The sequence below is a fragment of the Arthrobacter sp. ISL-95 genome (genome assembly GCF_018613695.1).
GTDB lineage: Bacteria > Actinomycetota > Actinomycetes > Actinomycetales > Micrococcaceae > Arthrobacter.
Genome location: NZ_JAGGPR010000005.1, coordinates 224130 through 245508, shown reverse-complemented (window position 1 = coordinate 245508; position 21379 = coordinate 224130). Strand labels below are relative to the sequence as shown.

The window sequence follows — 21379 nt, the reverse complement described above, 5'->3', positions numbered from 1 at the left end:
GCTGTTTCCGTCTCCTACTGCTTGACGGCCCGGTACTGCTGGTGTTGCACTGGCCGTCTCAAGCTGTCGACGACCAGGTATTACTGCAACGGTACTTCCCCCCAAAACAGCTAACTACACCACTTCAGTCGGGGGAACTTCCGTTCACTTTTCTTACGAGAAAAGAATATAGCCACACTCTGAAGTCTCGTCAAATCACCTGTGGGCTCTCTCAGTTGGGTCGCCTTTGGGGCTCTGCCCTGGACTGACCTGACCTGACCTTGCAAGGCCCTAAAACGGCCGGCGGCAGTGGGCACAGCTGAAAGCATATGACCGTCCGGAAAGTGGCCCCGGTCTGGGCTGTGCCGGCAGATTGCAGGCCCCGGTGTCGGTGACAGCACCGGACCCGGAGAGGTAAGTTCGGGCACCTGCTCAGTGCGGGACTCATGCGTCAGCTGGGTCTACATTCGCACCGCGCTCCCGGCTGCAGGGAGGCTGCCGTGCCTGTTCGGTTCGCCGCGTAAAGGGTCCCGAAAAACACTTTTCGCTAAAATCGGACCATGACGACGATCGACCAATCCCAACGGGTTGCAGCGCTTTCCATGCCTGGCATGAGTCACCAAGCTGTACCCCGGACCACGGGTTCCACCTTGTATTCCGAAATCCTGGACAAGATCAAACATGAAGGTTTGCTGGCAAAGAATCCAGCTTTCTACATCAAACGTTTCGTCATCATCTCGCTGGCGGCGGCAGTCCTGTGGGCACTGGTCGTAACGATTGCTGCGACGGGAACCTCATGGGCAATCGCGCTCCCGCCAGTGGTCCTCCTCGGAATCGCGGCAGCCCAGTACGGATTCATCGCACACGAAACGTCCCACCGGCAGGTGTTCCTCTCCAACAAACGCAACGACTTCTACGGGAAGATCGCGGCTAACCTGTTCGCTGGTCTCTCGTATGGATTTTGGACGAGGAAGCACAACCAGCATCACCGTGCGCCTAACCAAATCCACAAGGACCCGGACATTCACATTCGAGTTCTTGCGTTTAGAACCGAAGACATGGAAGCAAAGCCGGTCCCGGAAAGATTCATCACCAAGAACCAGGGCTGGCTCTTCCCGATCCTCCTCACTCTCACCGGGTTCGACCTTCTCCTTGACTCATTCGCTGCCATCTTCAGCAAAGGAAAGAACGGGAAACCTCTGAAGGGACGGTTCGGGGAGTTCGCCATGATGGTGGTCCGGCAGGGAGTTCCGATTGCACTGCTAATGGTTTTGTTCGGACCAATCTTCGGTGGGATCCTCTGGCTTGCCTTCATGCTGAGCTTCGGACTTTTCATGGGCGGCGCTTTTGCTCCCAACCACAAAGGGATGCCTCTTATCCCTGAAGACGCCAAAATCAGCTTCTTTGAACGACAGGTACTGACCTCACGAAACGTCCGTCCCTCATGGTTGAAAGACAACCTTCTGGGAGGACTGAACTATCAGATCGAGCATCACCTCTTCCCCTCAATGCCTCGACCTTCCCTTGCCCGTGCACGGGAGATTGTCATGGAGTTCTGCAAAGAGAAGAACATCCCCTACACCGAGAAGGGGTTGTTCGAGTCGTACGCTCTGGTGATCAACTATTTGAACAAGGTTGGTCTGTCTTCAAACACGGACCCGTTTGTCTGTCCCATGGTCGCGCAGCTCAGACCCCGCAACTAGCAGCATCCTCGCCACCGGAGGGAACTCTAGACCTGATGACCGGCAACCTCACGCACCAGATTGAGCACCACCTTCCCGGACCTGCCCTCCCACCGGTACGTAGCACCCAAAGTCCAGGAAATCTGCCAGAAGTACGAGCTGAAGTACACCACCGGGCCGCTCCTGAAGCAGGTCGGATCGGCATGGGCCAAAGTCTTCAAATCCGCACTACCGGCAACGTACTAAACCACCAAGGCTTCCATCGATCACGCAAGTCCTACCAACGAAAAAGCTACCCGTAGCTGGAGGACCAGAGAAACCCACGGTAAAGGATCCCTCACCGTGCACTCGCTAGACCGCAATTTTGCCGGGATTTTAGCGCTGGACGTGCACACAGAAACGAGCTAAAACGGCTTCCGTCGAGTCCGAGACCGTAAAGGTGGGATCACGCATGGCGGTCCGAAAGTCGGGGCTATGCCAGACTTCCTCGTGCCCTGCGCGCCAGTCGGAGACTGCCTGGCAGCCCTCGCCTTCGTCGATCGCATGTGCTGCATCAACGGCGCCTACGGGCACTACGCGAGCCTCGGTGACTTTTGTGATGCAGACGGGCAGCCCGGACGAATCAACGACCACACCGCGTTGACCGACAACCGGCAAAGGCTCGTCCTCGAGCTCGTATTGGACGACCAGAGAGGTCGTGCACGTCTTCCGTCCATCAAGGATCGCGCCAACGAGTGCATCTCGCAGGGGTCCCGGAAACCCATACTCTTCGACCGGCAGACCAGCAACTTCGTTTGCAGGTAGCATCTTGAAATCCTAGATTGCTCCTCTGCGCCGCAATCCGGGAGAGCACCGTCCGCTGAAGGATCGGCTTGCGGGCGCTGGCGCGAAAGGCAGGGGTCGCGAACGCTACCCGTAGCCGTCAAATTCACTATGCCGGGTACAGGTCAACAGTCGTTGTGGACCCTTGGTTGGCGAGCGGGATAACGGTGTCACTAGTCCGGGCTTTAGGAAAGGTGGGCGAGGATCGCTTCGCGCTGCCGGATTAGAGTCTCGGCCTGAGTGCCAAGTTCTGCCGCTCGGCCGCTTAGGTGTGTACGTAGTTCTGCACACATTTCGAGGTCGGGTGTGCGTCCACGGGCGCAAGGAAGGTACTGGCGGATGGCGTCGGAGTCGAGGCCCGCGGCATACAGGCCCTGAATCTGAGCCACGATGAGTGGAGCATCACCGGAGTACACACGGTATCCATTGCACGCCCGTTCGGGAACGAGAAGGCCCTGCTCTTCGTAGTAGCGAAGCGCCCGCCGGCTCACACCCGTTCGCTCAGAGAGCTCCCCGATCAGCATCGAAATCCTTCCTAAGCCAATTGACCCTCACGCTAACGTGACCCTCTAGGGTCGTTGCTTATGAACATAGCAACCTCCGCCCGCCCGACTCATTCCATCCAACGCGTCGCCATCGTCCACGGGTACGCCGCAGCACCGGACGCACACTGGTTCCCCTGGCTCAAAAGCGAACTCCAAGCTGAAGGCATCGCCGCAACAGTGGTCCTTCTTCCTGCCCCCGACGCTCCTGACGCAGCAGCCTGGGAGAGCGCTGTCAGTGCTGAACTTGGAGTGCTCGATGCGAGAACGGTAGTAGTGGCGCATTCCCTCGGAGCCATCACGGCACTCCGCGTGCTCGAGGCGCTTCCGGAGCCATGGGAACTAGGCGCTCTTGTGTTGGTAGCCGGTTTCACTGGGCCACTGGAATCATTGCCCGTACTCGATGGATACCTCGCAACCAACGTTGACGTTGAACGCATAGCAAGGAATATCCACGAGCGGGCAGTCATCCGCTCTGATGCGGACCCTTTCGTGCCGACGGCATCATCTGACAACCTCGCTAAGCGCCTCGACGCGCAGCTGTATGTTCAACAGGGAGCCGGGCACTTCTTGGCAGAAGATGGCGTGACAAGCCTCCCAGCTGTGCTCAACCTCGCACGCATCGATGCAGACGACCGGTAAAGGATCGGTCACCGAACAGCGCTCCACCGGCGCCGCTCTTCGATTCGTGGAAGCCGCGGGAGCGAACATCGAGGCCGTCCCGGTGAACGGGGATATGGGGCAGCGGCCTGGGGCGGCCCCTAGAATCGGATTCATGGAGTGGGCATTTCTTTCGGCCGAAGAGCTGATGACCGCATTGCGGACCGGCGAGGTGACCTCGGTTGAGCTGACCGACGAGGCGATCTTCCGTATCGAGCGGGACGACAAGGCGATCAATTCGATCTGTGTGACGGACTTCGATCGTGCACGGGCCGCCGCGCGTCGGGCTGACGAGGCGCGCGCCCGCGGCGAGGACCGGCCGCTGCTCGGTATTCCTGTGACGGTCAAAGAGTCCTACAACGTTGCCGGGTTGCCCACGACCTGGGGTATGCCGCAGTATGCGAACTATGCGCCCGATGAGGACGCGGTGATGGTGTCGCGGTTGAAGGCCGCGGGAGCGGTGATTCTCGGCAAAACCAATGTGCCGTTCATGCTGCAAGATTGGCAGAGCTTCAACGAGATCTACGGCACCACCAATAACCCTTGGGACCACGGTCGCACGCCAGGCGGGTCCTCCGGCGGATCAGCGGCGGCGCTGGCATCGGGACTCGGCGCGCTGTCTATCGGCTCCGACCTCGCAGGTTCACTGCGCAACCCGGCGCATTTCTGCGGTATTTACGCACACAAGCCTACGTTCGGGCTGGTGGCGACCCGCGGGATGGTGCCGCCGCACGCACCGGCGTTGCCGATCGAGGGCGACCTCGGCGTCTGCGGTCCAATGGCGCGCACCGCCCGCGACCTCACATTGTTGCTCGATGTGATGGCGGGACCGGACCCGTTAACGCGCGGCGTCGCCTACGATCTGACTCTGCCGCCCGCCCGCCACCAGAGGCTCTCCGACTTCCGCGTCCTGGTACTCGACGAGCATCCGCTCATTGTGACCGGGTCCGCGGTGCGGGCCGGGCTGAACCGGGTCGCCGCCGCGCTCGTGGACGGCGGGGCCCGCGTCGAGCGGCACAGTCCGGTCATGCCCGACCTGGCCGAAAACGCGACGCTCTACGCGAAGTTGATGCTTTCGAGCAGCGGCGCCCGACTTCCCGCGCCGGCCTACGAAAACCTGCAGAAACAGGCCGCCACCCTGAACCCGGATGACCAGAGCATGGACGCGACACGGCTGCGCGGTCTGGTCCTGAGCCACCGCGATTGGATCGACGCCGACATCCGCCGTGAAGTTCACCGTCACGCGTGGCGGCAATTCTTCGCCGAATTCGATGCCGTGGTGTGTCCGATCATGTCGATTCCCGCGTTCCCGCACGACCACAACCCGGACCGCGGGGAACAGAGGATCGACATCGACGGCGTCGCGTACCCGTCCGTTGATCAATCGATCTGGGCCGGTCTGGCCACCTTGCCCGGACTACCTGCCACCGCCATACCCGCCGGCCGGTCCCCGGAGGGGCTGCCTGTAGGCGTACAACTCATCGGTCCGATGTACGAGGACCGCACCCCGCTGCGCCTGGCTGAACTGCTCGAGCAGACGCTCGGCGGCTTCGAGCCACCGAAATAAGGCCTACAGCCGTCCGATAGCCGATTCTCAAACGGTCTCTTCGTCCACGTGAGACGCAGCCCGGGCTTACGGGCTGTACTCAGCGGCCTGCAGCGAACCGTGATGAGTTGACCGGGACATGGGTCGGCTCGGCCGACGAAAGCACAGTTGGCAACGATGTCCCGGCTGCGACCATGGAGCTGCATGCCGACAACTCACTTGCCGTCAAGGATTTTCCCCTTGGACAGCCGTTCCGTGGAAAGGCTGAAAAGCTCGGGTACCTCATCCTCCTGGACGTGGGAGTCCTTATCTCGGCTGGATAAACCAGAGGCGAGATACGAGAATCAATCCGGCGTGATAGGGCCAGTCGCCGACCCAGGGAAAACCGATCCCACGAAGGTACGACGGGGTCTATTGGTAGAGAAAGACAACGATGGAACCGTTCGGGTCACCATCTATCCCGGAGACATCGACAACCTCACCCAGAATTACGTCCTCTCCAAGCAGCCCTGATCCTCGCTTGACCGGGCCCGCCCACCGCAGATTTTCTTCGTCAGGCCAGTGGCGGATTGTGAGCGTCCGGTAAAGGATCGATGTTTACGTGCAGGGGTCATACCGGCAAAACGCAAGGGTCGTGTGCAAAACATGCAGCTCACAACTCCGTTCAAGGGCGTCGGGTTGAAGCGTGCATCGTGCGTGTTAGCCGGGCCGTTCAGTTGAAGGTGAAGAGGGTCCGTTCCTGCAGGTCGATCATGGCGGTCCGGAGCTCCGGATTGTCCTGCCAGGATGGCAGAGCGGCGGTGATGCTGGAGCTGATGAAGTCCATCATCTCGTTGATCGTGAATAGTCCCACGCCTTGGGGAGACCACCGGACCACGGGCGTGATCGGCGGGTTGCGGCTGGAGTCCACGCCTGACATCGGAGTGACATTCATGCCCAGCAGTGGGATCACTTGCTGAATCCCGGGGAGGGTCGTGAAGCGGCGGGCCCCGTCGGCGAGGCCTTCATGGTTGTAGCTGAAGTGCGCCTTCGGGCCGATGCCGTACCGCCCGTTCTGCTTCTGCGTCCATCCCAGGGACAGCTTGGACCAATAGGAGCCGTTGGGGTCAATCAGGAAGACGGTGGAGCCATGTAGGACGGCGTGCTCAATGGGGAACTTCGTGTTCAGCGGTTTACGTGGTGTGCCCGGAGCCCTGAGGCGGTGGAAGACCGTGACGCCAGGAATGACTGTGAGCATATTGATAAGTGCCGCGCTGAGCCAAATGTGGCTGACACTGCTGTCACCACTGCCTCTGCCCCACGGGGACGTGACTTGGCGGTCGCCGTAGACGCGCTGCCCTATCGCCGCATTTCTGGACTGATATTGGCTGTAGTCGGCGTTCCTCCATGCCCAGGTTTCGGGGTAGATACCGTGCTTGTATAGCTGCGTTTCGAGACGGTAGGGGTCGGCGGCGCCGTGCTTGGCCATGGCGGTCCTCTCGTGAATGGGCGTGCAGAAGGGCGACTTGGACTGGTTCTTAAAGGCGTTAAGTGTCCAGGGCGCTCCTGGGCCACTCCGCGCCACCCCAGCGTTCCAGCGCGACAATCGCCTCGCGCAAGGCGAGCCCTCTCTCGGTCAGCGCGTAGGCACGGGTGTTGTGCCGGAGGGGCAGACGGGACAGTACCCCGGCGGCCTCGAGCTCGCGCAAGCGGGTGGCGAGCATGTTGGTCGGCACTCCGAGGTCGCGCTGCAGATCGCCGTAGCGCTGTGGCCCGTCGAGCAGCCGCTCCACGATAAGCAGGGCCCACCGTGGCCCGACGACGTCGAGGGCCGCAGCGAGATTGCTCACGCGGTCGGATCGGCGTCCGGTTTCATCCAAAACGGCGAGTAGTGGTAGCCATCGGGGTCGTCGAACTGGCGCTGGTACATGAAGGGGTAGTCGTCGGTGTCACCGATCCGCCCGCCGGCGGCACCCGCGCGTTCGATAAGTTCGTCCACCGCCTCGCGGCTGCCGAGGTCGAAGGAGACCGTAACCTTCGAGGGGGTGTCGGGTCCGCCGACCAGCTCCTCGGAGGCGCCGATGCTCGCGTACATCTCGCGGCTGCCGAGCATGACGTACTGCTCGGGCGCGATGGCGAAGCATGACACGTTGTGATCGGACATTTTGGTGTTGAGGGTCCAGCCGAGGGCGGTATAGAAGGTGGTAGCGCGCTCGACGCTCTCAACCGGGCATGTGATGAAGAGGCTCATGCGGCCCATACTTGCAAAATGCAAGTGTGACGTCAAGGCCTGGGCGTGCTTTTCGACTTTGGGGCGCGTAGGAGCCTACTTAGCGGTATGGCCGAGTAAATAGTGACCAGACCAGGCGTTTTGCGTAGGTGCCGGCAGGGACCAGTAATCGAGACCGATCTCCCCACGCGGGCTATGTGCCCAAGACCTTCCCGGTGGAATGCTGTGTTGATGGATATCCAAGTGTGGTGGCCTTTGCTCGATGCAGAAACCCGCGACTGGCTCATTGAACACAACGGCGAGCCGCTGCCGCCGGAAGTAGTCACCCGCATCATGGCGGCTACGGGCGGCACCAGCGATTCGAGGTGGTGGGCAAGCGGATCAGCAGACGGCCCCCAGCTTTCGGACGAAGCTGTGGACTGGATCGAGGGTGTCGCGAACGACGAGGGTCCAACTGGCAGCTGAAGTAGTTTCGAAGCGTCCCGCAAAAGGATCGTCTACGGCGTCGGGCGCGTCCAAACGTCTCACACCCGCCCACCCGGCGGGCACCCCGTAATGGGAAGCCCGCCTGCGGGCAGATACCGAGGAACTACTCAGGAGGTGATAGAGCGACCCGCCCAAACCCGAGGGATCTGATAGACCGTCCGGATCAAACCCGAGGGACGTGAGAGAGGGACCGCGATTAAGGGATGGGATGTGAGAGAGGGTGCGGGACGGGGCTAGATGTCCGCGAGCGCTCCACCCGGGTTTTCGATTGCGTCGGCCACGTACCGGAGGAAGCCGGCCGCGGTTTCGCCGTCGCACACGCGGTGGTCGAAGGCGAGGGTCAATTCGGTGACCTTGCGGACTGCCAGCTCACCGTTGACCACCCAGGGCTTGTCGATGATGCGGCCCACGCCCAGCATCGCTACCTCGGGGTAGTTGATGATCGCGGCCGAGCCGTCCACACCGAACACGCCGTAGTTGTTCAGGGTGAAGGTGCCGGAGCCCAGTTCGGTGGGCGTCGCCTTTCCGTCGCGCGCGACGGCGGTGAGTCGGCGGATCTCTGCGTCCAGTTCGCGGGCGCTCAGCTCATGGGCGTTCCGTACGGACGGGACCACGAGTCCGCGGTCGGTCTGTGCGGCGAAGCCGAGGTTGATGCCGTCGAAACCGACAATCTCCTGCGAGCCATCCGAGGCAGTTTCAAAGCGCGTGTTCAGGGCCGGGTACTTTTTTAACCCAGCCGTGACAAAACGAGCGATGAAGGCCAGCAGACCAGGGGTATCGTGCGGTGCGCGTTTCTTGAGCTCGGCCCGCATTTCCAGCAGCGCGGTAGCGTCCACGTCCACCCAAACCGTGGCTTCGGGGATCTCCGAGCGGCTGCGGGTCATGTTCGCGGCCACAGCCTTGCGGACCCCGCGAACGGGCGTCCGCGCAGAGACGGACAAACCAGTCCGGCTGTCAACGGCACCCGCATCAGCGGAAGCAGCAACGGGAGCGGCAGCCGTGGCGGGAGCCGTAGCCGGAGCCGCCGCGGGAGCAGAAACACGAGAAGAAGCAGCAACAGAAGGCTCACTAATCGCCGCCTCCACGTCCCGGCGCATGATCAGCCCGCTGGAACCCGAACCCTCAATCGCTTCGAGGGAAACACCATGGTCGCGCGCCATCTTCCGTACCAGCGGCGAGATGACAGCACTGAGCTTGCCGGGGATGCGCGTCCCGGCCACAGCCGGCTCCATCACCGGCTCAGCAACAGGAGCCGCAACAGAAACAGCAGAATCAACAACTGAAACGCTCGCCTTCCGCGGACGCGTCCGGCCACCGGTCACTCCCCCAGGCGTACCGTACCCAATCAGCACGTTGCCGGAGCCTGCCTTCTCCTCGGTCCGGTACGTCTCGGCAGCAGCTTCCACGTCGGACGAAACGTCAAGCCCCGAGGACACGGGCGAAGGATCAACAGAACCAGCAGGAGCCGTAACAGGAGCGGCAGCGGGCGAACCCGTGGAAGAACCTGCGCGAGCGATCGAGATCAGCGGCTTGCCGACGTCGAGCGTTTGACCGGCCTCACCGTGCAGCTCGGCAACGGTGCCGGCGTAAGGCGAGGGCACCTCAACCATGGACTTGGCGGTTTCGACCTCGGCGATGGGCTGGTCAACCACAATCTCGTCACCCACGGCAACGAGCCAGTTCACCAGTTCGGCCTCGGTGAGGCCCTCGCCAAGGTCGGGCAGTTTGAAGACCTGCATATCTGAACTCATAATTAGTCCTCCCACTGGAGATCGTCGACGGCGTCGAGAATACGGTCGACGCTCGGCAGGTAGTAGTGCTCCAGCTTGGGAGACGGGAACGGGACGTCGAAGCCGGTTACGCGGAGGATCGGTGCGGCGAGGTAGTGGAACGCGCGTTCCTGGACGCGGGCCACGATCTCGGAGGACACGGAGGCGAATCCGTGGGCTTCGGCGATCACGACGGCGCGTCCCGTCTTGCGTACGGACGCACAGACGGTTTCGTCGTCGAAGGGGACGAGGGTGCGGACGTCGATGACTTCGAGCGAACGGCCTTCCTCGGCAGCCGCCGCAGCCGCGGCGAGAGCGGTGGGGACGGACGGGCCGTAGGCGATGAGCGTCGCGTCTGTGCCGGGACGGGCAACAGCTGCGCGGCCCTCGGTGGAGGTGCCGGCGTCGTGCTCTGCTCGCAGGGCACCCAAGTCAACCTGGTCCTTGGACCAGTAGAGCTTCTTGGGTTCCATGAACATGACGGGGTCGTCGGAGTCGATTGCCTCGCGCAGCATGCGGTAGCCGTCGGCCACGGTGGCCGGGGTGTAGACCTTCAGGCCGGCGGTGTGGGCGTAGTAGGACTCGGAGGAGTCGCAGTGGTGCTCCACTCCCCCGATTCCGCCGGCGTAGGGAACACGGATGACCATGGGCATTTTGAGTTTGCCCTTGGTGCGGTTGTGCATTTTGGCTACGTGGCTGACGATCTGTTCGAAGGCCGGGTAAGCGAAGGCGTCGAACTGCATTTCGATCGCGGGGCGCATGCCGTTGATGGCCATACCCACAGCCATGCCCACGATTCCGGATTCGGCCAGAGGGGTGTCGAAGCAGCGTTGTTCGCCGAATTCGGCCATGAGGCCGTCGGTGATGCGGAAAACGCCGCCCAGCATTCCCACGTCCTCGCCGAAGACCAGGACGGAGGGATCATTGCGCATGGCGTCGGCCATGGCAGTGTTCAGTGCCTTGGCCATGGTGAGGCTCTGCGGGCCGGTGGCTTCGGCAGTGGCCGCGGCGGAAGCGGCGGCGCTGGCGGTGGCTGCGCTGACGTTGGCTGTGGTGGTGCCGTTGGCACTGGTGGTGACGGTCATTTTGCGCTCTCCGTTCCGGAGTTGTCGGTGCCATTAGCGCTTTCAGCGCGGGCGAGTTCGCTGGCCAGCAGCTCGGATTGTTCTTTCAGCTGCGGCGTTTGCTTGGCGAAGACGTACTTGAAGAGGTCCAGCGGCTGGACGGGGACGTCCTCCCCCAGGCCTTCGCGGAGCTGCGTAGCAACGGCCTCGGCATGCGAAGTAATGCGCTCCGAAGCGGCGGCGTCCAGCAGGCCCTTGTCCGTGAGATAGGACTTCATGCGTGCCAGCGGATCCTTGGCCTGCCATTCGGCGACTTCGCTGTCCGGGCGGTAGCGGGTGGCGTCGTCGGCGTTGGTGTGTGCCTGCATGCGGTAGGTGTGGGCCTCGATCAGCAGCGGACCCGAGCCGTCACGGGCGAGCTTCACGGCCCGGTCCATCACGGCGAGCAGCGCGACGAGGTCGTTGCCGTCAACGCGTTCACCGGCCATGCCGTAGCCAACAGCCTTGTGAGCCAGCGATGGCGCCACGGACTGGTGGCTGAGCGGTACCGAGATGGCGTACTTGTTGTTCTGCACGAAGAAGATGACGGGCAGGTGGAAGACGGCGGCGAAGTTCAGGGCTTCGTGGAAGTCGCCTTCGCTGGTGGCGCCGTCGCCACACATGGCCATCACCACGGTGTTTTCACCGCGCAGCTTGGCCGCATGGGCAACGCCCACGGCGTGCAGCAGCTGGGTGGTCAGCGGGGTGCACTGGATGCCCACTTTGTGCTCTGTGGGGTCGTATCCGCCGTGCCAGTCGCCGCGGAAGATGGTCATCACCTCAACGGGGTCCACCCCGCGGGTCATGACGGCGACGGCGTCACGGTAGGTAGGGAACAGCCAGTCACCTTCGCTGAGGCACATGGCAGCTGCAACCTGGCAGGCTTCCTGGCCGTGGCTCGAGGGGTAGACGGCCATGCGGCCCTGCCGGACCAGCGCGGAGTTCTGATCGTTGACGCGGCGTCCGACGACGAGTTGCTCGTACGCGGCCATCAGTTCAGCGTCGCCGGGCGTGGGGTATTCGTGGCCGGGTTCGGTGCCTTGCTCGTCTTGGGAGCGAAGGGTGCCGTCAGGGTTCACCATTTGGATCTGGTGCCGGGCGGGGAGCATGTAGTCCTCAACGCTGATGCCGAATTTTGTCCGAACGTCAGCGGCGGAGTCGTCTACAGCCGTTTCCGGCGCAGAGTGATCTGCGTGGATCGTCATTGGTCCGTCCTTCTCTAGCCACTATGTGCTTCCAGTATGTTCCCCGGGTCAGTTTCGTATCCAGCTTTCTGCTAAATCATGGAAGCCCTTGCCCAAAGTGGGTACTCTGAAAGACGAATTGTAATTGTGAGCTGGGTAACGTGCCCGTGCTGTAGACGAATTGGAGAGCCAGTGAGCGAGGCCGAGGCGGAGCAGACCGCCGTACCGCTGGACAGTGTTGACAGGGACATCATCCGCGAGCTGACCACCGATGGGCGCATGTCCATTACGCAGGTGGCGGAGAACGTCCACATCAGCCGCGCCCACGCCTACTCTCGGATCGCCCGGCTCACGGGTGAGGGCGTGCTGACCAAGTTCACGGCACTGGTGGATCCCATCAAGGCGGGCCTGCGGTCCTCGGCGTACGTGACGTTGAAGGTACAGCAGCACTCGTGGCGCGAACTGAAGGAACAGTTGCGGGCTATCCCGGAGATCCACCACATTGCCTTGGTGGGCGGCGACTTCGATGTCATCCTCCTTGTCCGCGCCACAGACAACATCCACCTCCGCCGTGTGATCTTCGATCAACTGCAATCCATGGACGGCATCCTGGATACCCAAACTTTCCTGGTGTTCGAGGACGTAGATACCCGGTGACGTTCCAACGAAAGTTCGCCTGGACCCTGGCGGCCAGCGTTTTGGCGGGTGTGTTGTGGCTGATTGCTGCCTTCCAGCTCTTTCACAATCCGGCTCACGCCACTCCCCAGCGGACCGACGCCATTGTGGTCCTGGGAGGCATGAGCAGTGAACGCCTCCCGGTGGGCCTTGCCTTGCGGGATCAGTTGGGCATCCAGGACTTGGTGGTTGTCACCACGGGCCTGCCAGCCAACGCCGGTTCGGATGAGTTTTGTGAAGCGCACGACGGCGACACTCACCTTGACTGCTTCCGCCCGGACCCGCTGAACACCAGGGGCGAGGCGTTGCGCCTGCGGGACCTTGCGGCGGAACGAGGATGGCGGTCGGTGACAGTGGTGACGTCCGATTATCACGTTCAGCGGACCGGAACCCTGATGAATCATTGCATTGAAGCGGAGGTGCACATGGTGGGCACCGAGCCGGAGCTCTCCCCCGCCGGTTGGGTGTGGCGCTTCGTGGTGGAAACCGGTGGCCTGTTTGATGTGTGGGTGCGGCCTGAATGCTAAGTGTTCTGCGGACTTCTTGTGTGTTCTGAACGGATAGGATTGCACTAGTTTCGAGTGCCTTCTTGGGCCGGTCATTTGGGGGAAAACGTGCACACCATCATGCCTATCTTTGGGACTCGACCGGAAGCCATCAAAATGGCCCCTATTGTGCGGGCATTGATGGAGTCGGACCTCTTTGAGTGCGTTGTCACCGTCACCGGGCAGCACCGCGAAATGCTGGACCAGGTCAACGAACTGTTCGGCATCACGCCGGACCACGACCTCAACATTCTCCAGCCCGGACAGTCCCTCACGGACATCATGACCCGCACCATGAGCGGTCTCGACAAGTTGTTCGCTGTCTCCAAGCCGGACGCTGTGATCGTCCAGGGTGACACCACCACGTCAACTGCCGGTGCTATCACCGCTTTCTATCACGGCATTCCCGTGATCCACGTTGAAGCCGGCCTCCGCAGCGGCAACCTGCTTTCGCCGTTCCCGGAAGAGGCGAACCGTAAGATCACCAGCCAGATTGCTTCCCTGCACTTGGCACCGACCAGCACCAGCCGAGCAAACCTGCTGGCTGAGGGTGTTGCTGCCAAGGACATCGTGGTGACGGGCAACTCTGTGATTGATGCGTTGCTTACTACCGTGGACAAGCAGGTTCCGTTCTCCGACCCTCAGCTGGAATCCCTCGCTGCCAGTGGTCGGCGCGTTCTTCTGGTGACGACGCACCGCCGTGAGAACCAGGGCGACGCCATGCGCGGAGTCGGACGGGCTCTCGCCCGCATCGCCGACGCCGAGCCGGACCTGGTGATTGTCCTTCCCGCGCACAAGAACCCCGTGGTCCGCGAAGCTGTGCTCCCCTCTTTGGAGGGCAAGGCGAACGTCCTGGTGAGCGAGCCGCTGGCCTACGGCGAATTCACCCGCATGCTCTCCCTGGCCCACATCGTCCTGACCGACTCGGGTGGAGTTCAGGAAGAGGCGCCGAGCCTGGGCAAACCCGTGCTGGTGATGCGGGACAACACCGAACGCCCCGAAGCGGTGGAAGCCGGCACTGTTGCGCTCATCGGCACGGACGAGGAGCGGATTGTGGCTGAGGTGAGCCGGCTACTTCACGATGCTTCCCATTTTGAGGCCATGGCCAATGCTGTGAACCCCTACGGCGACGGGCTCGCGTCGGAGCGGACGATCGCGGCCATTGCCGAGCTGCTGGGTGTGGGGCGCCGGGTGGAGGAGTTCGGGGTGGAACGGGTGGTTTAGACGCAATGCAAGCGAAGCGTGCCTTCCTATCCGCCGAAGTTTATCCGCGCCGCAGGCAATCGTGCCCCCACGCCATGCATCTCAGCTCAAACTGACGCGCGGATCAGTAGACGTGGCGGCTGCGCTTTCCTGACGGCATAAGTGCGCGTAGGGCTTCGTCAATGGCGATCACGGGGAGTAGTAACAACGCCGTAGTGATTGACAGCGTTGTCCACCCGGCGTCCCGGAGTCCCTCACCAGCCCTGCGACCTGCTTGCTCCGGAGGCTCACCGCCGGTATCTAATAGGGTGATCATCCCTTGAGACTAGAGAGGTTCAGGCACCAAGCACACGAGTAGTTAGTACTTGTGTTTTTTGGACCCACTACTTGGTCTCAGCTTCGAAGTACTCGGCAATCTAAACTAGAACGGCCCTGCCCACGCACCGACTTCGCCTCAGCTATGCGCAGCCACATGTATCTTTTCCGATCTTGGAAGCAGGCTTCGGCGAAGGCGCCACCTAGTGAACGGGAACCGCCCTGGACTCGGACTGGTTCGTTTCGAGAAGTCCCAAGAGGTACGAGCCGTAGCCGCTCTTTACCAACGGCTCGGCCCGCTCGCGCAGTTCATCATCTGTGAGGAAACCCGAACGCCAAGCAATTTCTTCAGGAGCACCAACCTTCAAACCCTGCCGGTTCTCAACAGTCCGAATGAAGTTGGACGCATCACTGAGGTCCTCGAACGTCCCAGTGTCCAGCCATGCGGTCCCCCTACGCAATACTTCGACATGGAGTTTGCCGCGCTCCAGGTAAGTTTTGTTGACGTCAGTGATCTCAAGCTCACCACGATCTGATGGCTTTAGGTTCCTGGCAATCTCAACGACGTCGTTGTCGTAGAAGTAGAGACCGGGGACGGCGTAGTTGCTACGAGGGTTCTCGGGCTTTTCCTGCAGCGAGATCGCACGGCCGTCCTGATCGAACTCGACCACACCATACGCTTTGGGGTCTTTTACCCAGTAACCGAAGACCGCACCGCCGTCCACATCTGCGTATCGGCGCAGTTGCGTGCCCATACCCTGTCCGTAGAAGATGTTGTCGCCGAGTACCAGGGCAACGGTATCGCTACCGATGTGGTCTGCTCCCAACGTGAAGGCCTGCGCCAAGCCATCAGGCGAAGGCTGCTGGACGTAACTTAAATTCACACCAAACCGGGAGCCATCTCCCAAGAGACGTTGGAATTGCTCCGCATCGTGAGGAGTCGTGATTATAAGGATGTCGCGAATGCCAGCCAGAATCAGCGTTGACAATGGGTAATAGATCATCGGTTTGTCGTAGACAGGGACAAGTTGTTTGCTAATGCCGAGGGTGATCGGGTGCAGACGCGATCCAGTTCCCCCAGCCAAGATGATTCCTCGCATGATCAGATCATTCCGTGTTCGTATGGGCATCCGCAAACCCGTAAGGTTATGCGTCATGGGGCAGATACTCGTAACCGGCGGCGCCGGCTTCATTGGTTCAAACTTTGTTCACTTTATTGTTGAAAACACGGATCACAGCGTCACCGTGCTTGACAAGCTAACCTACGCCGGAAATATAGAGTCCCTCGCTGGGCTGCCCACCAACCGGGTCAATCTAGTTCGAGGTGACATCGCGGATCCAGCCGTTGTCGACGGTCTCGTCAAAACGCATGACGTTGTAGTCCACTACGCCGCTGAATCGCACAACGATAACTCGTTGCATGATCCGCGGCCCTTTCTGGACACCAACATCATCGGCACCTACACGCTGATCGAAGCTGCACGCAAGCACGACAGGCGCTTCCACCACATATCGACTGACGAGGTGTATGGAGATCTGGAACTCGACGACCCGGAGCGCTTCACGGAGAACACTGCGTACAATCCCTCCAGTCCATACTCGTCTACTAAAGCGGGCTCAGACCTTTTGGTTCGGGCGTGGGTGCGTTCCTTCGGCCTGCAGGCGACAATCAGTAACTGCTCCAACAACTATGGCCCTTACCAGCATGTCGAGAAGTTCATACCCCGCCAGATCACGAACGTCATTGACGGTGTCCGTCCCAAGCTCTACGGCAAGGGTGAAAACGTCCGGGACTGGATTCACGCCAATGACCACTCTTCGGCCGTGCTCGCGATCATCGAAAAAGGCCGTATCGGCGAGACTTACCTCATCGGGGCCGACGGTGAAAAGAACAATAAAGACGTAGTGGAACTGATCCTTGAGCACATGGGTCAAAGCCGCGACGCTTATGACCATGTCGTCGATCGCCCGGGCCATGACCTTCGATACGCAATCGACTCCTCAAAGCTGCGCGCGGAGTTGGGCTGGAGCCCTGAGTACTCCAACTTTGACGCCGGCATCAAAAACACCATTGAGTGGTACCGCGAAAACGAGCAATGGTGGCGCCCGCAGAAAGCCCAAACTGAGGCCAAGTACACGAAGCAGGGTCAATAAGATGTCGATCGAGTTCTCCAAGCAGTTGACCGCAAGAGAAACGTCTATCCCCGGCGTGGTGCTTTTTGACCTGCCCGTTCACGGTGACAACCGCGGGTGGTTCAAAGAGAACTGGCAGCGCGAGAAGATGCTGGCGCTTGCCCTCCCCGACTTCAAGCCCGTCCAAAACAACGTTTCCTTCAACGAAAAAGCGGGAACAACCCGCGGCATCCACGCGGAGCCATGGGACAAATTCATCTCCGTTGCCAACGGCAAGATCTTCGGCGCTTGGGTTGATCTCAGGCATGGGCCCACTTTCGGGAACGTATTCACTGCAACTCTGGATGCCAGCCAGGCGATCTTCATCCCCCGCGGTGTCGGCAACGCTTTTCAGACTCTCGAAGACAACACTGCCTACACGTACCTGGTAAATGATCACTGGAGCGCTGATGCCCAGGGGCAATACACATTCCTTAACCTGGCGGACGAGACCGCAGCCATTCCGTGGCCCATCCCACTGGCCAACGCCGAACTCTCCGACAAGGACAAAGTTCACCCGCGTCTCTCACAAGTAGTTCCGATGCCGCCGCGAATGACCCTTGTCCTAGGGGCGAACGGACAACTTGGGAAGGCACTCCGCGAAGCGTACAAAGATGACCTTTCCGTAGAGTTTGCTGGCAGGGCCGAATTCGACCTCGACTCGAGAGAAGCCTTCGCTTCTCGCAATTGGAAGAACTACGACACCGTCATCAACGCGGCTGCGTACACGGCAGTCGATGCTGCAGAATCTGCTGACGGCCGCAGAGCCGCCTGGCAGACCAATGTCGCCGGCGTGGCACGGCTGGCTCGGCTTGCCGTCGAACACGACTTAACGCTGGTGCACGTCTCGTCAGACTATGTGTTCGACGGGACAAGAGACGTGCATTTTGAGGATGAAGAGTTTTCCCCTCTTGGCGTTTATGGGCAGACGAAGGCTGCGGGCGACGCGGTTGTAAGCGTGGTTCCCAAGCACTACATCGTCCGCGCGAGCTGGGTTATTGGTGACGGTAACAACTTTGTCCGTACCATGGCCAAACTTGCAGCCGCAGGAGTTAAACCTGCCGTAGTAGATGACCAAACCGGGCGGCTCACCTTTGCAGTGGACATAGCCGAGTCCATTCGGCATCTGCTTGACTCAAGAGCGGAATACGGGACGTATAACCTGAGCAGCGATGGGGCTACCCAGTCGTGGGCAGACATCGCCGCCGACGTCTTTGAGCTTGCTGGAGCGTCTCGAAACGACGTGAGCAGCGTAAGCACAGCAGATTATTTCCACGGCAGAGAAGCTGCCCCCCGACCTCTCAAAAGCACGCTGGATCTCAACAAGATCACCACCGCCGGCTTCATTCCACCACAGGCCCAACAGCGTCTCACAGCAGCTCTCACCACCTCCCCATGACTAGCGACGGCAGAGTTTGTGACGACTTTTACCAGATCTTAACTTTCCCGTAACACGGCTTGGCGGCTGAGTCGCTGGAGTCGTAAGGGGAGCCAGGGATTTGGGGACTTTGTCCCCAAATCCCTGGCTTCCTTTAGCTCTTGTACCTCATTCTTGAATAACGAAATGCGTCATCACCTCAAGTGATGACCCAATGCATGTGACGGGTACAATTGCCCTGAGGCGCCGTCCCACTGACTCATGCGGACGTTGCTCGCGCGCCTTCAGCTTAATAACACAGGGGGATTCCGGTTTGGACCTACGCGATTACCTGCGCATTCTGCGCCGTAACTGGATACTGATCACAGCGATCACAGTTGGCGGTGTCCTTGCGGGAGGTCTCACCTCCGTCCTCGTGAAGCAGAGCTACACGGCTGAGACGCAATTGTTTGTAGCTATCCAAAGTTCCGGTTCTGTCCAAGAACTACAGCAAGGCAATACATTCACCCAGGCAAGGGTGCAATCGTATGTGAAGACCGTTGACACGCCTGTAGTGCTCCAGCCTGTAATCGACAGCCTGGGTCTACCAATCGCAGCTGAGGACTTGGCCCCCAAGGTTACGGCAAGCACAGATGCCAACACCGTGCTCATCAACATCGCTGTGACCGATGATTCACCTGCTCAATCTGCAGCCATTGCGCAAGCTGTTGCTGACAGCCTGATCAAGGCGGTCGATTCGCTGGAAAAGCCCAAGACCGGCGGCTCATCTCCCGTGAGCCTCTCGGTCATCAAACCGGCAAAGGCGCCCTCTAGTCCCTCAGCACCGAACACAAAGCTCAATCTGCTGCTGGGCCTGATCGTAGGGCTCGCTGTGGGCGTATCCGCAGCTGTCCTGCGCACCACGCTGGACAGCCGCATTCGCGGCGAAGAAGACCTCCGGCGTGTCACGGACGCCCCCCTGTTGGGTGCCATCACCTTTGACCCTGAGGCGAGCGACAGGCCGCTACTGACCCAGACTCCAGCACAAAGCCCGAGGGCGGAATCGTTCAGGCAGCTTCGTACTAATCTTCAGTTTGCAAATGTCTCGGGCCAAGCCCGGACGGTACTCATGACGTCCTCGCTACCTGGCGAGGGTAAGAGCACAACGGCAACAAACCTGGCATTGGCGTTGGCGCAAGCCGGCCAAACGGTGTGTCTTATCGACGCCGACCTACGACGGCCTATGGTGAACGAGTACCTCGGACTGGATCGAGGAGCGGGGCTCACGACGGCGCTGGTTGGTCTTGCAGATGTTGATGACCTGTTGCAACCCTGGGGCGAGGACAATCTCTACGTCCTGACCTCGGGTCAAATTCCGCCAAATCCCAGTGAGCTATTGGCTTCCAGTGAAATGAAGCACCTTATTACAAGGCTGGAAAAGGTCTTCGACTCAGTAATTATTGATGCCCCTCCTCTGCTGCCGGTGACGGATGCCGCCGTCCTTTCACAGCACGTCGGCGGTGTGGTGGTGGTCGTTGGATCACAGAAACTCCGACACCACGACCTGGAAAAGTCGATGTCTTCACTGAAGTTAGTGGGAGCCTCCGTTCTTGGAATTGTCCTGAATCGGTTGCCATCCAAGGGACCAGACGCCTACGCATACAGTTACTACAGCCACGACGAGAAAGCCCAGCTTATGGACGCTGAAGTGCGATCGCGTGCTGGCTCCCGTGCAAAAATTCGGCCGACTGCTGTTGCTCCTTCTTCGACCGCCAGTGAGCTTCTTGATTCCGACAGCACTCGCCCCGCCAGTGTTTTCCCTTTGAAGCGCTAACCGACGTTACTTAGCATCAACCCGATTCTGCTTCCTGGTCTCATCTCAACTTGATCTGGAACTAGGACCAGGGGTGCCGTACATGCCGATTGCAGAAGTTGTCACGACGAGTGTCGACTCCCATGATCCCTTTGGAGACGCAAATGCTAGCCGACGAAAAGGCACACGATCACGCCTTCGACTTCGTGGTCATTGGCCATGCAATTGACTCGAACGCCCTCGGCAGGGCCATTTCCATGGCGATGGTGGCCGAGGCGATCGGACCCACCCGCCTCTTGGCCTTCGGTGATGGCCCGATTTGGAAGGGCGCTAGCCAATTTCAGATTGATACGGAAGGGCTGACCAAAAAATGGAAAAAAGAACTGGCCGCGCTCCCCAAGCGGTCCAGTAGTCGTACGGTCTTTTGGTTAGCCAAAGGTATCTCGCCTGTTGATCGGTTGGCCACCTACATTAGTCGAGCTGTACCTGATGCGCTCATCATCTTGGATCTCGATGATGATGATGCCGGATTGGCAGAGGCTTTCACGCGACAGAGCCTTATCAACAAACTGAAGTTGAATCCCGTTCGTCGCGGCAGTGCTCGAAGGATACGCCAAGCCCAGGCCCGTATTGCCCGTGTAGCCCACGGTTTTACGTTCTCGAGTAATTCGCTGGCGACTGTCTACCCAAAATCCTTCCAGCCCTCGGCACGGATTCCCCATGTTCGCGAGGATATCGGAGACCATTCCAAGGAACTTGGGTCGACGCCTAGAGTGACGTTCGGTTCATTGGGAACGCTACGTCCCCACAAGGGCAGTGGACTGCTCCTGGAGTTGATGAGGCAAAACAAAGATCTGACTCTCGTGACTTTCGCCAATTGTGGTCTCGGAAAGCCGGAGAGCACAGACGAAAACTGGATCGAACTTCCACCAAATATGCCTTTGCATGAGGCCTATTCGCAGGTCGACGTTTCCTTAATACCGATAACCGACGATGGTCCAGGAGCTCAGTTCCAGCTCCCCGCAAAGCTGGTTGACTCAATGAGGTCGAGCGTTCCGGTGCTGGCGTCACCGACGCCCGCCATCGATGAGATTGCTTCGGAAGCCTACACGCCCCTCCAGACGTCACTCAGCCCTTCAGCTGTAGCTGAACAAATCAGAACCCTGGCGAACGGGCACTCCGGTCGGTTGGCGAGGCAGCGCTTCGAAGCGTTACTTACGCCGGTAGCAGCCGCGGGGCAGCTGTCGTCTCTTCTGTCAGTGATCGATTCGAGACAATGACAACATCATGAAGCGGTTAAAGCGCGCCGTACGGGCT

Annotated in this window: 22 protein-coding genes and 1 pseudogene; 13 read left to right on the top strand and 10 right to left on the bottom strand. The window is 60.3% G+C overall.

The window, feature by feature from the left end; genetic code table 11:
• Positions 1-539 precede the first annotated feature (539 nt).
• Positions 540-1682 carry an acyl-CoA desaturase gene (locus tag J7I86_RS07350; protein WP_214818466.1) on the top strand — a complete coding sequence of 381 codons (1143 nt, stop codon included), beginning with the start codon at positions 540-542 and terminating at the stop codon, positions 1680-1682.
• 26 nt (positions 1683-1708) lie between these two features.
• Positions 1709-1907, top strand: a pseudogene (locus J7I86_RS07345) (fatty acid desaturase); the annotation flags it as partial.
• A gap of 129 nt (positions 1908-2036) precedes the next feature.
• Here the strand turns inward: J7I86_RS07345 and J7I86_RS07340 are convergent.
• A complete protein-coding gene (locus tag J7I86_RS07340) occupies positions 2037-2468 on the bottom strand; it encodes an ASCH domain-containing protein (RefSeq protein WP_214818464.1) in 432 nt (143 codons plus the stop codon).
• A 200-nt stretch (positions 2469-2668) separates the two neighbouring features.
• The gene (locus tag J7I86_RS07335) at positions 2669-3007 is read right to left on the bottom strand and encodes a MerR family transcriptional regulator (protein ID WP_214818451.1); all 339 of its coding nucleotides are present in this window, start codon (positions 3005-3007) and stop codon (positions 2669-2671) included.
• Between the two features lie 60 nt (positions 3008-3067).
• Here J7I86_RS07335 and J7I86_RS07330 point away from each other — a divergent pair, with 60 nt between their 5' ends.
• The 3 genes from J7I86_RS07330 (at position 3068) to J7I86_RS07320 (ending at position 5554) form a co-directional block, all read left to right on the top strand.
• Positions 3068-3667: an alpha/beta hydrolase gene (locus J7I86_RS07330; protein WP_214818449.1), complete on the top strand. Its 600-nt coding sequence runs from the start codon at positions 3068-3070 to the stop codon at positions 3665-3667.
• A gap of 133 nt (positions 3668-3800) precedes the next feature.
• Positions 3801-5252: an amidase gene (locus J7I86_RS07325; RefSeq protein ID WP_214818437.1), complete on the top strand. Its 1452-nt coding sequence runs from the start codon at positions 3801-3803 to the stop codon at positions 5250-5252.
• Between the two features lie 107 nt (positions 5253-5359).
• A complete protein-coding gene (locus J7I86_RS07320; protein ID WP_214818420.1) occupies positions 5360-5554 on the top strand; it encodes a hypothetical protein in 195 nt (64 codons plus the stop codon).
• A gap of 389 nt (positions 5555-5943) precedes the next feature.
• On the opposite strand, the gene J7I86_RS07315 is transcribed toward J7I86_RS07320, so the two are convergent.
• Genes J7I86_RS07315 through J7I86_RS07305 form a run of 3 tightly spaced genes read right to left on the bottom strand, consistent with a single transcriptional unit; the run spans position 5944 to position 7461 of the window.
• Positions 5944-6699 carry a hypothetical protein gene (locus J7I86_RS07315; protein WP_214818417.1) on the bottom strand — a complete coding sequence of 252 codons (756 nt, stop codon included), beginning with the start codon at positions 6697-6699 and terminating at the stop codon, positions 5944-5946.
• Between the two features lie 58 nt (positions 6700-6757).
• Positions 6758-7060: a helix-turn-helix domain-containing protein gene (locus J7I86_RS07310; protein ID WP_214818414.1), complete on the bottom strand. Its 303-nt coding sequence runs from the start codon at positions 7058-7060 to the stop codon at positions 6758-6760.
• Entirely contained in the window at positions 7057-7461 is a 405-nt protein-coding gene (locus J7I86_RS07305) for a VOC family protein (RefSeq protein ID WP_214818411.1), read from the bottom strand. Before J7I86_RS07305 ends, J7I86_RS07310 begins: the two co-directional genes overlap by 4 nt.
• A 210-nt stretch (positions 7462-7671) precedes the next feature.
• On the opposite strand from J7I86_RS07305, the gene J7I86_RS07300 reads away from it, so the two are divergent.
• Positions 7672-7905 (top strand): hypothetical protein, encoded by a 234-nt coding sequence (locus tag J7I86_RS07300; protein WP_214818408.1) that lies wholly within the window; start codon positions 7672-7674, stop codon positions 7903-7905.
• A 254-nt stretch (positions 7906-8159) separates the two neighbouring features.
• On the opposite strand, the gene J7I86_RS07295 is transcribed toward J7I86_RS07300, so the two are convergent.
• Genes J7I86_RS07295 through pdhA form a run of 3 tightly spaced genes read right to left on the bottom strand, consistent with a single transcriptional unit; the run spans position 8160 to position 12003 of the window.
• A complete protein-coding gene (locus J7I86_RS07295) occupies positions 8160-9677 on the bottom strand; it encodes a dihydrolipoamide acetyltransferase family protein (protein ID WP_214818405.1) in 1518 nt (505 codons plus the stop codon).
• A gap of 2 nt (positions 9678-9679) precedes the next feature.
• Positions 9680-10780: an alpha-ketoacid dehydrogenase subunit beta gene (locus tag J7I86_RS07290; protein WP_214818402.1), complete on the bottom strand. Its 1101-nt coding sequence runs from the start codon at positions 10778-10780 to the stop codon at positions 9680-9682.
• A complete protein-coding gene (gene pdhA, locus J7I86_RS07285) occupies positions 10777-12003 on the bottom strand; it encodes a pyruvate dehydrogenase (acetyl-transferring) E1 component subunit alpha (protein ID WP_214818399.1) in 1227 nt (408 codons plus the stop codon). The genes J7I86_RS07290 and pdhA overlap by 4 nt, the downstream gene beginning before the upstream one ends.
• 171 nt (positions 12004-12174) lie before the next feature.
• Between pdhA and J7I86_RS07280 the strand changes: the two genes are divergently transcribed.
• The 3 genes from J7I86_RS07280 (at position 12175) to wecB (ending at position 14426) form a co-directional block, all read left to right on the top strand.
• Positions 12175-12639, top strand: a complete 465-nt coding sequence (locus J7I86_RS07280) for an Lrp/AsnC family transcriptional regulator (RefSeq protein ID WP_043806261.1) — start codon at positions 12175-12177, stop codon at positions 12637-12639.
• A complete protein-coding gene (locus tag J7I86_RS07275; RefSeq protein WP_214818387.1) occupies positions 12636-13184 on the top strand; it encodes a YdcF family protein in 549 nt (182 codons plus the stop codon). Before J7I86_RS07280 ends, J7I86_RS07275 begins: the two co-directional genes overlap by 4 nt.
• A 99-nt stretch (positions 13185-13283) precedes the next feature.
• The gene (gene wecB, locus J7I86_RS07270) at positions 13284-14426 is read left to right on the top strand and encodes a non-hydrolyzing UDP-N-acetylglucosamine 2-epimerase (protein WP_286179461.1); all 1143 of its coding nucleotides are present in this window, start codon (positions 13284-13286) and stop codon (positions 14424-14426) included.
• Between the two features lie 103 nt (positions 14427-14529).
• Here wecB and J7I86_RS07265 read toward each other — a convergent pair whose 3' ends face one another.
• Complete coding sequence (locus J7I86_RS07265) at positions 14530-14721, bottom strand: hypothetical protein (RefSeq protein WP_214818376.1); 192 nt, start codon at positions 14719-14721, stop codon at positions 14530-14532.
• 202 nt (positions 14722-14923) lie between these two features.
• Positions 14924-15820 (bottom strand): glucose-1-phosphate thymidylyltransferase RfbA, encoded by an 897-nt coding sequence (gene rfbA, locus J7I86_RS07260; RefSeq protein WP_214818373.1) that lies wholly within the window; start codon positions 15818-15820, stop codon positions 14924-14926.
• 55 nt (positions 15821-15875) lie between these two features.
• Between rfbA and rfbB the strand changes: the two genes are divergently transcribed.
• The 4 genes from rfbB (at position 15876) to J7I86_RS07240 (ending at position 21342) form a co-directional block, all read left to right on the top strand.
• Entirely contained in the window at positions 15876-16874 is a 999-nt protein-coding gene (gene rfbB / locus J7I86_RS07255; RefSeq protein WP_214818357.1) for a dTDP-glucose 4,6-dehydratase, read from the top strand.
• 1 nt (position 16875) lies between these two features.
• Positions 16876-18291, top strand: coding sequence for a bifunctional dTDP-4-dehydrorhamnose 3,5-epimerase family protein/NAD(P)-dependent oxidoreductase (locus J7I86_RS07250; RefSeq protein ID WP_214818347.1), 1416 nt, complete (start codon positions 16876-16878; stop codon positions 18289-18291).
• 292 nt (positions 18292-18583) lie between these two features.
• On the top strand, positions 18584-20083 hold the full coding sequence (locus J7I86_RS07245) for a polysaccharide biosynthesis tyrosine autokinase (protein ID WP_214818335.1): 1500 nt from the start codon (positions 18584-18586) through the stop codon (positions 20081-20083).
• A gap of 143 nt (positions 20084-20226) precedes the next feature.
• The gene (locus J7I86_RS07240) at positions 20227-21342 is read left to right on the top strand and encodes a glycosyltransferase (RefSeq protein ID WP_214818321.1); all 1116 of its coding nucleotides are present in this window, start codon (positions 20227-20229) and stop codon (positions 21340-21342) included.
• The last annotated feature ends 37 nt before the right edge of the window (positions 21343-21379 follow it).

Bases quoted from the DNA above. Each gene is read 5' to 3' on its own strand.
- J7I86_RS07305 (WP_214818411.1), bottom strand. From the start codon at position 7,461: ATGAGCCTCTTCATCACATGCCCGGTTGAGAGCGTCGAGCGCGCTACC.
- rfbB (WP_214818357.1), top strand. From the start codon at position 15,876: ATGGGGCAGATACTCGTAACCGGCGGCGCCGGCTTCATTGGTTCAAAC.
- J7I86_RS07330 (WP_214818449.1), top strand. From the start codon at position 3,068: ATGAACATAGCAACCTCCGCCCGCCCGACTCATTCCATCCAACGCGTC.
- rfbA (WP_214818373.1), bottom strand. From the start codon at position 15,820: ATGCGAGGAATCATCTTGGCTGGGGGAACTGGATCGCGTCTGCACCCG.
- J7I86_RS07315 (WP_214818417.1), bottom strand. From the start codon at position 6,699: ATGGCCAAGCACGGCGCCGCCGACCCCTACCGTCTCGAAACGCAGCTA.
- J7I86_RS07350 (WP_214818466.1), top strand. From the start codon at position 540: ATGACGACGATCGACCAATCCCAACGGGTTGCAGCGCTTTCCATGCCT.
- J7I86_RS07300 (WP_214818408.1), top strand. From the start codon at position 7,672: ATGGATATCCAAGTGTGGTGGCCTTTGCTCGATGCAGAAACCCGCGAC.
- pdhA (WP_214818399.1), bottom strand. From the start codon at position 12,003: ATGACGATCCACGCAGATCACTCTGCGCCGGAAACGGCTGTAGACGAC.
- J7I86_RS07240 (WP_214818321.1), top strand. From the start codon at position 20,227: ATGCTAGCCGACGAAAAGGCACACGATCACGCCTTCGACTTCGTGGTC.
- J7I86_RS07290 (WP_214818402.1), bottom strand. From the start codon at position 10,780: ATGACCGTCACCACCAGTGCCAACGGCACCACCACAGCCAACGTCAGC.
- J7I86_RS07325 (WP_214818437.1), top strand. From the start codon at position 3,801: ATGGAGTGGGCATTTCTTTCGGCCGAAGAGCTGATGACCGCATTGCGG.
- J7I86_RS07335 (WP_214818451.1), bottom strand. From the start codon at position 3,007: ATGCTGATCGGGGAGCTCTCTGAGCGAACGGGTGTGAGCCGGCGGGCG.
- J7I86_RS07295 (WP_214818405.1), bottom strand. From the start codon at position 9,677: ATGAGTTCAGATATGCAGGTCTTCAAACTGCCCGACCTTGGCGAGGGC.
- J7I86_RS07340 (WP_214818464.1), bottom strand. From the start codon at position 2,468: ATGCTACCTGCAAACGAAGTTGCTGGTCTGCCGGTCGAAGAGTATGGG.
- J7I86_RS07250 (WP_214818347.1), top strand. From the start codon at position 16,876: ATGTCGATCGAGTTCTCCAAGCAGTTGACCGCAAGAGAAACGTCTATC.
- J7I86_RS07265 (WP_214818376.1), bottom strand. From the start codon at position 14,721: ATGATCACCCTATTAGATACCGGCGGTGAGCCTCCGGAGCAAGCAGGT.
- wecB (WP_286179461.1), top strand. From the start codon at position 13,284: ATGCCTATCTTTGGGACTCGACCGGAAGCCATCAAAATGGCCCCTATT.